Here is a 12,785-nt window from a genome sequence, read left to right as displayed (position 1 = left end):
TCGATGATTATAGTTAAGGCTTTTTTGCTTAGTTTATTCAACCGCTAATAATTCTACTTCAAAAATCAGCAATGAACCTGGCGTTATTTTTCCTGCGGCATTGTTACCATAGCCAAGACTTGCAGGAATAAAAAATTTAAACTTATCACCAACTGTCATTAATTGTACGCCTTCGGTCCAACCTTTTATCACTTGGTTTAACGCAAAACTAATCGGTTTTCCTCGTACCAGAGAACTATCAAAAACAGTGCCGTCTAAGAGTGTACCATGGTAGTGAACAGTCACGGTAGATTTAGCACTAGGTTGCTCTGTACCCTCTCCTTGATGCAAAATTTGATATTGCAGCCCCGAGTCAGTTTCTTGCACGCCCTCAGCGACTTTATTTTTTGCTAGAAATTGTTCTCCTAGTTGGATATTTTCTTGTGCGAGAACTTTATTTTGATGGTTTCTAAATAATATAAAAACGACCAAAATTATAACGACCACTATAAAAAATTTCATCTTTTACCTATTGAGTTTAAATCTGTGAAATGAGTGTACATTCCAAATCGTACAAATAAAAGCAACCTCAAACAATTGAGGAGATACCGTGTTTTGTTATTCTCTTAGACAAAATAAAAAGCACTTCGAATGAAGTGCTTTGGTAATTAACGTGCAAAAATGATTATTTCAGTAATTTTAATGCTTTCACACATCGACTGACATTTTGATGTTGTGCTTTAACTGATTTTAACGCTTGAGCTTTCATGTCTTTATATTCAACAACAAGTTTTGCCAATTCAGCTTCACTTTCTACGGTACATTCTGTTGGTAACATAGCACCGGTGAAAGCACTTAATAAGCCTAAATCACTACCCGCATTCAGCTGAGGAATATGTGCAAGAATTCGAGCTTTATACGGCGCTTCTAATTGGCTTTGTTCGGCAGGGAATAAGCCCCACATAATGTAGCGTAATGTTGATAGTTTTAACTTATCGGGGTTATTTACCACCACATCAAACCATTTTGCTTTTACATCAGCTTCAGGGCGAAGCACTTCTGCATAAATCGCACTTTTCACACCGCTATCAGAGTTATCTTTAGTTTTTTCAGTCTCAAGTAACGCTTGATAATTTCCGTGTTGATAACGGTTTAATTGAGCAAGAATATTCCAACGTTTATCTTGATCTATCGTTAAGCCCGCATAAGATTTCTCGCCTTGTAAAATATCTAAAAGATTCTTTAAATGTTTATCTGACTTAGACATAGACACATAACGGCTATACCACAACTTTTGGAAATCAGATTTTGCTTCAGCTTTTTCTAATAAACGTAAGTATAAATCTTCAACCTCACGATAAAGATCAGCATAGTCATTTTGCCCTAATCGCGTCGCTGTTGTTAAGTAACGCAGCGCTGTTGTTAAGCTTCCAGCAATTTTACTAACAACATTATAATCGGTTTCGCCTTCAATATTGGCGATAGCAAAATGAACAAATTTATCAGCAGCTAAGTTTGCATCACGCACACTGTCTGACAAACTTTGCCATAACATTAAACGCATCGTAGTACTTTCAACGGCATTAATATGCTTTTCTACTGCAGCCAATGATTTGTCATCTAGATCAACTTTCACAAATCCCCAGTCAGCTTCATTTGGGTAAACCATATCAGGACACGATTGACCAATGGCGTCTTTAACTTCTGTATTCGCACCTTTATAAGTTACCGGAATTGCCTTCGTTAAACTCATGCTATTGTCTGCAAAGTTATAAAGTCCTACTTGTACTCGTTGCTCACGTAACGTTGGATAATCTTCGGTCGCCGTTTGTTCTATAGAAAATTGGCTAATTTTATTATCACTACATTGATAATTAACTTTGATCGTATTCAACCCAGCATTATAAAGCCAGTCTTGTGTCCACTGGGTCATATCTTTACCGGCCGCTTTGCCTAATTCACCGATAAAATCGTCAAGCTCAGTATTTTTATAAGAGAATTTTTTCAGGTAATTACTCACCCCCACACGAAAGTTTTCTTCACCTAAGTAATAAGGTAATTGCTTGAGTACCGATGCACCTTTACCGTAAGTGATACCATCAAAGTTAGTTAATGCTGTGCCGGTAGACTCTACAGGTAATTCTATCGCATGAGTATTTACTGAATCATCGCTGCGATACGCCCACTGTTTTGTCCCTGAATAGAAAACATCCCAGGCATTATCAAAATCGCTAGCTTCGTTCACCTCAAGGTTTGCCATATAAGTGGCAAAACTTTCATTTAACCATAAGCCATTCCACCAACGCATCGTGACTAAATTACCAAACCACATATGCGCCATTTCATGAGCAATAACATTGGCTAAGCGCATTTTCGCGCGGGTAGATTTTTCACCACGCGCAATATACCCTTCATTAAACGTTACCGCGGCAACATTTTCCATGGCACCGGCATTAAAGTCTGGCGCAACAATTTGGTCATATTTACCAAAAGGGTAAGGTACTTCAAAGTATTCATTAAAAAACTTAAAGCTTTGTTTCGTCGGTTTAAACCATTCTTCGGTTTTGACATATTCCGCTAAACTTTGACGAGCAAATAAACGCAATTTCATGCCTTCATAGTCGTCTTCCCAAACCGCATAATTACCCGCATGTAACGAGAAAATATACGAAGAAAATTTAGCCGTTTCTGGAAAATGCCAAAGGTTGTTTTCACCTTGCGCTTCAATGTTATTTTCACGTGCTGCAGAAATCACTTGCCAAGACTTAGGCGCCGTAACTTGCATGGTATAAGTCGCTTTTAAATCTGGTTGATCAAAATGTGGAAATAAACGATTAGCGTCATAAGGTTCAAAATCTGTGTATAAATACACTTCGCCGTTTTCTGGGTCAACAAAACGGTGTAAACCAGAGCCATCCGTCGAATAAGGACGTTGATAATCCACTGAAACAACATTTTTACCTGGTGCTAGCTCTGCGGCAGGAATCGTAATAAACCACTTTTCATAAGTAAAAGAAACGGCTTTGCCATTCACTTTCACTGAATTTACCGTGCCCATTTCAAAATCAATGGTTAAGTCGTTTTGATTATTGTCGACCAAATCAAAACTTATATCCGTAACGCCTGAAAAATGTTCGTTTTTATTATCTAAACGTACTTGCAGATTATAACTGACATCACTGACTTGTTGAGCACGCATTTTGGCATAGTCTTCATACAGTGATTCGCTCTGTTGACGGGTAACTTTGGCAACAGGTGTTTGTTTAGCAACAGATTGAGATTCAGGTGCTTGGACGTTATTTTTTTCACAAGCGGTTAAACTTATTGCCGAAGCAGCAATAGCTAAAGCTAGCGCTTTATTAAGGCGAGATTTTACTGTTTTCATTACGTGTGAACCTTGTTAATGATTATTTGTAGTGGGTATTTTTATTGTTGTTTTTCATGTAAAAAATTTGTTAATAGGGGCTTTATAACATATGTTTGGTTATTCGTCAGGTGGAATATATTGTATATCTGGCTTTTTGAGATTAATGAGCAGATTTATCAGATAAATGAATGGTTAACTAAAGCAAATATCATTATTTAACCTGTAAAAACTTATCTATAGTTAAACAACTACAGAGAATTTTTTGAGGTTTATTTGTCTAACATAAAACACAATCGCCTGAGGTATCAGGAACTTGATTTAAACACCCTTGAAAAAGCTTATTCGCCCAGTAGTTGTGTTGATGATATTGGTGTTTATATCAAGCAATATATTGATTTAAGCGATAAAGCAAAAAAGAGTGCGATAGAGCAAGGTAAGTTAATTGCAAATATTCAATACGGCAGTAATCCCGATGAGGTTTTAGATTTATTTATGCCTTTTAAAGCTGCTCCCCAAAAACGAAAATTACAGGTGTATATTCATGGCGGCTATTGGCAAGAACTCTCAAAGGATGAATCATGCTTTGCTGCAACCAATTTTCAAAATTCCGGTTATCACTTTGCGGTAATAAACTATTCACTTGCTCCAAAAGCATCACTAACAGAAATTGTTGAACAAAATCGTCAAGCGCTCATTTTTCTATATCAACATGCGGATGAATACGGTTACGATAAAAATGAAATCTATCTTTCTGGCAGCTCTGCCGGTGGTCATTTAGCCATGATGATGGCGTTAACGGATTGGTCGAAATATATCGAAACAGAACAAAATATTGTTAAGGGAATTTGTGCGGTGAGCGGCATTTATGATCTTACCCCTATCGCGCAAACTTACATTAATGAGCCTTTACAGCTGACTGAAAAAGAAATAGCGAACTATAGTCCGCTTTTATTTGATACAGAAAAATTAAGTGTACCCTTACGAGAAAAAGAAATAATCAAACATTGCGCTTTTATTATGGCATATGGGGATACTGAAACCAGCGAATTTAAATGCCAAACTAGCGCAATGATTCATCATCTAACTGGACAAAAAATAAAGGTTACGCAGGCTGAAATAGCACAGCGTAACCACTTTAATGTAATTTTAGATTTAGCCGATGCTGAATCATGGCTAAGCCAGCAAATATTCCAACAAATGAAGCGCTACCTTAATTAAGCAATTAATTTAAGAAAACCTTCACTTGTTCATCTAGTTTCTCTTGCCATGTTTCAGGCATTTCTTTTGTTACGATGCTTAAAAAGTCCAAATTTTGTTTACTAGGGTTTACCTGATAAGCCGTTTTAGCCCACAAATAGCATTTTGCTAAAACTGAGGATGCCATATCCTTCTCAACTACCGCTAATTTTGTCCAATAAATTGAAGCTGTTTTCTCATAAGAAGGTGCATATTTCAGTGAAGAAGACGTTTCCATCATCAATAAAGCTCTATCCATTAAATCAGCATTATTTTGTTGATTTATCGCCATAGAGTAATAAAGGTTTGCTAACTTAAATGCTGCTTGTCCTGAATTACGCTGAACAGCCTGTTGATACCAGTATTCAGCGGTAGCGACATTTTGTTCGGGCGAAACTATAGCATAAGCATCACCTAAGGTGATCTGTGCAGCAACGGCACTAAGCTCCGCTGCAGGAGTGCACCATTCAATTACTTTTTTAATATCTTGTCTATGCCATTTCGAAGCTAAATATAATCTGCCAATGTCACAACCAGCGTCATGTAATCCATTTTTAAAAGCTTTGTTATACCAAAAACTTGGTACCGATTCTAATTCTGTTAGTTGCGATTCAAGGGTAGGGGCAACATAGTTGAAATTGATACAGTCAGCAAACTCTTTTTGCGCTTGAGGGATCTCTGCTAACGCAGCTTGGTAAAACCAGTTGCACGCTTGAGAGCTGTCTTGATTTACTTTACCCCAGCCTAATTTATAAAATAAGCCAAGTGTCATTTTTGCTAACGAATTATTATATTTGGCATGTTTTTCAAAAAGTATAAACGCTTGTTCAAACTTTTCTTCTGCAAGTAATTGCTGCGCAACTTGTAAAGGCTCATTTAATTCTTGTTCATTAGCCAATATTATTTGGCTAATGACAATAAAAAACAGCCCGAAACCGAGCTGTTTGTATCCATTAAATCTCATCAATTATGACCTTGAGGGAAACGTTCCTTGTAGTGCAATAATCCAATTAATAGCGATATAAGGCGCTCTAATACTAAAGGGTAGATTACCACCATTATTATTCACTGTAGTCGTAGCAGTAGAGTTCACTGTCCCTGTTAAATTTAAAGCAATGGAATCAGCATGCATAGGTACACTTGGTGCTGTTGAACTATAAATGTTTTGACGATTTGGGCTTTGGCCTAATGCTGCTCCACTTGGTACATTACTAGAAGAACGGCCATTAACTGCATTTAAATCAGCAACCCCTCCAACCGTAACATCATTCTCTATAGTAGTCGTAGCAGAATGATTGTGAGATGGCATTTGTATTAAATGCAATGTATGAGTTTCCGCTCCGCCTCTTTGACCAAGTGCGTAGTTTTGCAAACCGGGTCCATTTCCTGCTCCAATAACCGAACGACCTCGCGTATCAGGCAAACCAAACGTTGTTCTGCCATCTCCACCATAAGTTGTACCTAAAATTGAAAATAGTGCACTGTTTTGACTGATAGCAAGTAACTGGCCTTGAGCCAATGCATATCCTCGGGGAGCAAAATTACCGGCAAATACGCACATTGTTCCGAGCATAGGATCAAAGCTACTACAAGCTAAGGCACTTTTCCCAAAAAAGAGACTTGGTAACAAAATTAACGGTAACGCGATTTTTTTATATAGCTTTTTCATAGTTAAATCCTTTTTATTTTTGTACGTGTAGTTAATAATAATATTGATAAAAATAAGAGTAGAGAAGATGGTTCTGGTACAGTTACTGGTGGTTGGCCAACTTGAATTTGACGAACATCATTAAGCCCTAACATTCCTGTTGAATCTTGTTTAGCAGGGGGGACGCTATCAGTAATAAAACCAAATGATGCCTGTAAAACACCAACAATGTTTATACTTTCACCCGCTAATAAGGTACGTGAGAAATTGAAAAGCCCTGAATCTTGAACGACACCACCATATGGAGTAGGTAGAAGAAATCCATTGCGTTCATTACCATAATCAACATCTGACATAATATCTGAAAAAAAGAACTCCCCAGAGTCATCATAAAGACTGATCAAAGAGCTAGAAAAACCACCAAGACCAGGAATAGCCCAAGTATCGACTTTGTTAAAAAAATCAAAGCCAAAATCAAGCTCAAAAGTATCTGTTGCATGATTATTTTCTATATACAAACTAAAATCTAAAGCAGCAACTTCATATCCTGCAGCATTCGATAACAAAGTAGTGTCAAAACTTAACTTCTGATCTGTATCTGTGATTGCGACATTGCTGGTATTGTCACCTGATACATCTAGTCCTCCAAGAATTCCCCCTGGATTAACTTGGCCAGAATTAGAACCAACAGACATGTTAGCAGTAAATATTGTTTCTGGTGTAACCCACACCCCCGAAATTGGATCAATCCAACCGAGGGCAATACTACCCTCAACGGTTAGGTCTGATGTAATGATGGTGGCAGAAGTGGAAAAGTGAGTAAAAATTGAAAAAATAACGATTAGTATTTTTTTATTGAATTTTATCATTTGTAATTCCTTTTTTATTTTTGTATGTGAAGCAATTTTTACACCAGAACACTATATCCTCTTAAAAACAATAACTTAAAAACAAGCCAATCATTTCACTTCTTCAGAGTGTAAATTTTATGGACACATATTGTTAAAAAATCGTTGCGACAAATCACTGATATGTAAATTATTTATATGGTTGTTAAAAGCGTTTAAAACTTAATGAGTACGGCAAGCCTCAAGTAACTTTTCAACAAACAAGCCAGAAGCCAAGGAAATTTCTCTTACATTGCGATGCAAATTCAATAAATGTTTTTTAATCCGCTTTACTTCTGGGGTTCTAATTTTCACGCCTGCCAAGCAACTATGTGCGACCGTTAAACCTAACGTATTTATTGTTCTTGCATCATAAATAATATCGGTAATTGTGGATAATTTTGGGTTTTTCTTCGTGATTTTTAACACCTCTTCATAACCAGAATGCCATCGTCGCATAGTATTCACTATCGCTTGTAATCCAGCTTTATCGCCTCCTTTATAGGCATTCAGTTGTTGTTGCATATTGACTAAAGTTAAACTTTCCGCAGGCAAATAATCTACAAAGCTATTTAAGCCGGCTCTTTGGTGATATTGATCTTTTTTAAATTTTAAATGATGACGAGTGTAATAATGAGCCGGCTCTAATTGCTCGGCTAACATCACCAAAGAGGTAATCTTTGTTTCTGGAAATACAAGCCCACGAATACCATTCATGTGTTGTTGTAAATGATGCAACCCCAACTTAGCCGCACTGATATTAATTTGAAATAAGCGTTGATACATCTGATTGATATTTCGCATTGATTTAGCCGACCAGAGCCTTTCGGCGATGGCAAATGTGCGTGGCCAAATCCGTAAATCAATATTTTTTTCGCTAACAAGCTCCGTCCATAGCGTTGCTTCACCGCCAAGTATATTTTTTTCATGTGCTGGCAAAAGATTGGCGAGTAATTTAACGTTAGCATAGTCAAAGTCACTTAATTGTTGACCTTCTACATTATAATGACTATTCCCGATTAACATACGGCCAGTAAGTTGAGCAGGATCAGATAGGTCAAACTCACCACGTGTCGGTCCCATCCAAGAGTCTATGGTAAAATTGATTTGTCTTGGGTGTAAGGCTAACTGACGATCAAGTTGCACTTTTTGATAGTGATTATTGTTTAATTTTACATAAGCATGGATCAGGTAATTATTACGACTAACCATAGCTAGTGTGCCTTTTACTGCACTACCTTTTAAACGAGGCATGGTAAATTGCCACGCCGAAACAGTATCTTCATTGCTAGGAATGACGGCTGAATTTTCCCGTTTCGATAACAATTCATTTCGATAATGGTATGCGCTACTTTGTGGTTGATCGATATAAAAGCCGGTCGATAATAATCCCTGATATTGATTGGCAGCTATTTGACTTAAAGATTCCATTCCTCGCCACGACTGTACCATAATATCTTTTGGCAATTTTGGCTGGTAAATTTCATCCCAACCCATCATTTTCCGCTGATGTTTTGCCAGTATTGTTTGCACTTTTTCATTAAAGTGTCCTTGTAATTCATGGCTATCTTGTAACTTGTTATCAGCCATGTACTGTTGCACCGCCTCACTTTCTTGCCACTGCACTGGATCGACTTCATCCCCCCCAATATGTATATATTCATCTGGGAAAAGCGAAGTAATTTCCGCCACTATTTTATCAATAAAGACGTACACATCAGGATTACTCGGATCAAGTAAGGGTTCAAACACCCCCCAAGCATCTTCCATTGAATAACGCTTTTTTTCAGTCATTAATTCTGGGTACGCTACGGCAATTGCTGATGCATGACCTGGCACATCAAACTCAGGTACTACTCGAATGCCTAACTGACTCGCATAATGAACTACGTCTTTGATCTCTTGTTGTGTGTAATACTGTCTATCAGAGGCTAATTTGTGTAACTTAGGATAGGATTTTGATTCAAAACGCCAACCTTGATCATCCGTTAAATGCCAATGAAAAACATTTAATTTTGCTGCTGCCATCCCATCAAGTTGACGTTTAATCGCCTTAACTGAAATGAAATGACGAACACTATCAATCATCAACCCCCGCCAAGGAAAACGTGGAAAATCATTGATCACAACTTGTGGCAATGTCGTAATATTTAAGGAACGGTTCGCTGCAATTAATTGGCTAAGTGTGGCGAGGCCATGCAAAGCCCCAAAATCATTATTGGCCAAAATATCAATACCTTGTGAAGTTATTTTCAACTGATAACTTTCATCACTGTTCAGTTTTGCAAGATAGTTTTCATGTGTTTTGCCTTGATTGATGATCAGATTAATTTTACTCATCATTTCACTATCATCAGGCGGTAGTTTAGTCACTTGATGACCAAGCTTTGCTAGTTGGCTAGTGATGCGTTGCTGAATAAACAGCTGGCGTTTTTCATGAATGCCTTGCACATTAAAATACACACTTTCTGTTAATTGATATGTTTCAGGTAATAATTTTACCGACTGCGGATATGGCATCAAAGCTAACGACTTTTCTTGTGCGAACGCTTGTTGCGCGCAGAACATAAAAGACAAGCCAACGCTGATAACGATGATTTTTATTATTGATAACTGGTGACTGAATAAGGTCATGATGTAAAACCCATAAAATATGTTTCCATTGAAGATAATTAACTAAAACGATTCCATTGCTGCACGCTCGGCATTTAATTTGGCTAAAGCCTGTTGTGTATTCAACTTAGATTTTGGCGTGAATATTGTCACAACCACGCCGGCAATAATACCTCTTATTAAGACAGTAATCACAGGGTTACCCGAAAATTATTAGAAAACTAATATTGGGTAAGATTACCTATATTCCCGCCGACAATATTAAAAACGCCTAACTCTAACGACATTATATTTACAGTCATAGGGAGGAACACAATCGCTGGGAGAATAGAAAAGCTCAAGTACAACAAGCCTGAATAGATACTTTGATTACGGCTAACGAATAAGACTGCGAAATAGCTTAGTGGCAAGAAGCAATATCGGTTATTTTTGCAATATGGCAATCACGCTTTCAGCAGGTTCAGCGATTAATTGCTGATTCGCGTAAACTAAGTGCCAGTATAAGGTTAAGCCATGTTCTCCTAGGGGGATCAGCTTAATATCTGAGTCATACGATAAACGCTTTAATTGATTTCTCGAAAATATTGAGACACCTAAATTAGCTTTAACTAACTCGACAATGGCATCGTTAAACCCCACCTGTAAGACTTTTTTGGGGATCACACTTTCGGGTTTAAAAAATAATTCATATTCACGATCTTTTTCAGGCACCGTTGAATTCGTTACATAGGTTTCATCGATAAAATCGTGTGCGGTTAAATAGGTTTTATTGGCATATTTATGTTGAGTTGAAAGGCAAGCCACCAACTCATCCTGATTCAAACAATGCGTTTTGAAGTTTTTCTCATCTATTTCAAGATCCGCGCTGGCTGTTGAGATCATGGCAATATCCACATCATGATTAAATAATGCATGTAAGGGTTGGTTAGCGGCTTCTGAAGAAATTTCTAATTCAATAGTAGGATGCTGATGGTTAAAGCCTTCGATTAATTTTGGCAACCATTGAAACGAAGCATAATGTGGCAAACCAATACGTAATACTTGTTCAATTCCATCGGTTAATCGTGAGATATCATGTTCTGCCCGCGCTAATTCTTCCAGTATTTTTTTTGCCGATTGTAATAAACGTTTACCTGCATTCGACATGATAATTTTACGACCGCGGCGATAAAACAGCGAAGTATTTAAACGTCTTTCTGCTTCACGAATACGGTTAGTCAATGCCGGCTGTGTAATAAATAACGCTTGTGCGGCTTCTTTTACTGTTTCGCAACGTTCTAGCTGACAAATCATTTTTAAATGACTAATTGATAACTGACTTTTTGTGATATCCATTGTTTTTATCTCAGATCTGAATCTCAGGTTCATTTATCGATGCGCGACAGGTGATCATTTATTCACGGGCATACACAAGAAAACCCATTCAAAAACTGAATGAGTTTTCTAAATCATATCAAATAAAGTGATTACTTGTTGAGTAAAATTCGATTACGAGAAAACTGACTACGAACGCGTTTGTCTTCGATTGAAAATTGATAATCGATCACTTGTTTCACTGCAGTTTTACTGGTGACTTCGGTATCAACAAGTTCAGGACATTGACCATTTTCAAGATAATACATAGCGGTAGATAACATGCCTTCTTGTTGATCGCCCAATGGTTTAGTTAAATCATCTGCAACATCACAACCTTGAATATCGGTATCATATATCGGCGCATCACTCGGTGAAAAACCATCGGCATAATCACCAAAACCTTGATCATTTACCCCTTTAAATTGCACCGTAAAGTACGTGGTATCACAATTATCTGTTGGATAAAAACCATAAGGTTTACCACAGGTAGTCGTACCAATTTGAATCACTTCGACACCAATGCCACGCACACCATTAATAAAAGCTTCACTTGCGGAACAAGTACCTGCAGATGTCAGCACAAATACGCGAGATAAATTTAACGTTGGCAACTCAATCCCTTCACGAATATAGTCAGCATTAAAACCTATGGTTTCTTGGTAAAATGGTGTTGGCGATAAACTATTACCGGTAACCGGATTGGTATTAGGGTATTTATCGTTAAAAATCGTTTGCTCAAAAGTACGGTTTACCGTTTGATTTCCCGCGACCATATAACCTAACTGACTCGCTAAGGCTAAATAGCCGCCGCCGTTATAACGAAAATCTATCACTAACTCATCAACATTAGCTGCTTTTAATGTTGAAATAGCGTCATATAACCCTTTTTCAGCGGTCGCGATATGATCATTAAATACCATGTAGCCAACGGTATTAATATCCGTTTCTATCACCTTAGTCATAGGCACTGGATCAGAAATAATAGTTTGCGCGGTTAACATCACTTCTCGAGGCTCTTCGCTCTCTAAATCATGAATAAGAAATACGCTTTCTTGGCCATCTTCACTTGGAAATAAACCATGATTTAACGTATCAATACTGGCCGAATCATTTGCTGAGGCGACATTCACCCCGTCTACTTCCACGATAATTGCACCACGTTCTACATTGGCATTTGCCGCTGGCGTATTAGGATCTGAATAGGTAATGGTAATTTTTCTTTCAATATCAACGCCCTGCTCGATACTAATATTAAAACCAAAACCGACGGATGAACCTGACGTGGACAGGTTTTCCCATTCTTCTGAGCTCATTGAAAAATGAAATTGATCTTTTAACTTTCCTGAAGGCGTAACGGCTGTGGTGACAAGTTCATCAAAGTATTCTAATACCGTAAACGGCGCGGGGTCTTGATCTAAAATTTCATCGTACCAAAGATATGTATCATTGCTGTAAGAACGTAACCACAGCTTCTCAGTCATTGCTGAGCCAGAGCCCGCAGCACATTGGTTAGCAAGTTGCGCATGAGCAGTAAATTCACCTGCTACCCACGTTGGCGTACTCGTAGAATTGCCACTACCATTGCCACCAAAAGCACTCGAACCGTTTGAAGAGCCAGAACCACCACATGCGGTTAAAACTAAAACACTGCTCGCCAACAAACTTCGTAAAATAAAATCGTTTAAAAACACTTATTACT

The 12,785-nt window shown here is 37.8% G+C and carries 10 protein-coding genes; 1 reads left to right on the top strand and 9 read right to left on the bottom strand.

Annotated elements, in window-relative coordinates; genetic code table 11:
* Window positions 1–33: 33 nt before the first annotated feature.
* Both bamJ and pepN read right to left on the bottom strand, forming a co-directional pair.
* Entirely contained in the window at window positions 34–501 is a 468-nt protein-coding gene (gene bamJ / locus ABXH06_RS09720; RefSeq protein WP_311581471.1) for a BamJ family beta-barrel-assembly machinery protein, read from the bottom strand.
* 163 nt (window positions 502–664) lie between these two features.
* The gene (pepN, locus tag ABXH06_RS09715; RefSeq protein ID WP_353518114.1) at window positions 665–3,364 is read right to left on the bottom strand and encodes an aminopeptidase N; all 2,700 of its coding nucleotides are present in this window, start codon (window positions 3,362–3,364) and stop codon (window positions 665–667) included.
* 255 nt (window positions 3,365–3,619) lie between these two features.
* On the opposite strand from pepN, the gene ABXH06_RS09710 reads away from it, so the two are divergent.
* Window positions 3,620–4,564, top strand: coding sequence for an alpha/beta hydrolase (locus tag ABXH06_RS09710; protein WP_353518113.1), 945 nt, complete (start codon window positions 3,620–3,622; stop codon window positions 4,562–4,564).
* 4 nt (window positions 4,565–4,568) lie between these two features.
* Here ABXH06_RS09710 and ABXH06_RS09705 read toward each other — a convergent pair whose 3' ends face one another.
* The 7 genes from ABXH06_RS09705 to ABXH06_RS09675 form a co-directional block, all read right to left on the bottom strand.
* The gene (locus ABXH06_RS09705) at window positions 4,569–5,546 is read right to left on the bottom strand and encodes a tetratricopeptide repeat protein (RefSeq protein WP_311581478.1); all 978 of its coding nucleotides are present in this window, start codon (window positions 5,544–5,546) and stop codon (window positions 4,569–4,571) included.
* Between the two features lie 3 nt (window positions 5,547–5,549).
* Window positions 5,550–6,251, bottom strand: coding sequence for a phage tail protein (locus ABXH06_RS09700; RefSeq protein ID WP_311581480.1), 702 nt, complete (start codon window positions 6,249–6,251; stop codon window positions 5,550–5,552).
* A gap of 2 nt (window positions 6,252–6,253) precedes the next feature.
* Window positions 6,254–7,099 carry a PEP-CTERM sorting domain-containing protein gene (locus tag ABXH06_RS09695; RefSeq protein ID WP_311581483.1) on the bottom strand — a complete coding sequence of 282 codons (846 nt, stop codon included), beginning with the start codon at window positions 7,097–7,099 and terminating at the stop codon, window positions 6,254–6,256.
* A gap of 201 nt (window positions 7,100–7,300) precedes the next feature.
* Window positions 7,301–9,751: a beta-N-acetylhexosaminidase gene (locus tag ABXH06_RS09690; protein ID WP_311581486.1), complete on the bottom strand. Its 2,451-nt coding sequence runs from the start codon at window positions 9,749–9,751 to the stop codon at window positions 7,301–7,303.
* Window positions 9,752–9,793: 42 nt separating this feature from the next.
* Entirely contained in the window at window positions 9,794–9,925 is a 132-nt protein-coding gene (locus ABXH06_RS09685) for a hypothetical protein (RefSeq protein ID WP_311581489.1), read from the bottom strand.
* 228 nt (window positions 9,926–10,153) lie between these two features.
* On the bottom strand, window positions 10,154–11,065 hold the full coding sequence (locus ABXH06_RS09680; protein ID WP_311581492.1) for a LysR family transcriptional regulator: 912 nt from the start codon (window positions 11,063–11,065) through the stop codon (window positions 10,154–10,156).
* Window positions 11,066–11,196: 131 nt separating this feature from the next.
* A complete protein-coding gene (locus ABXH06_RS09675) occupies window positions 11,197–12,777 on the bottom strand; it encodes a S41 family peptidase (protein WP_311581495.1) in 1,581 nt (526 codons plus the stop codon).
* Window positions 12,778–12,785: the final 8 nt, after the last annotated feature.

Source organism: Thalassotalea sp. SU-HH00458 (assembly GCF_040362795.1).
In the GTDB taxonomy this organism is placed as follows: Bacteria; Pseudomonadota; Gammaproteobacteria; order Enterobacterales; family Alteromonadaceae; genus Thalassotalea_H; species Thalassotalea_H castellviae.
The sequence above is the reverse complement of the archived record's forward strand: the minus strand, read 5'-3'. Positions and strand labels throughout refer to the sequence as shown.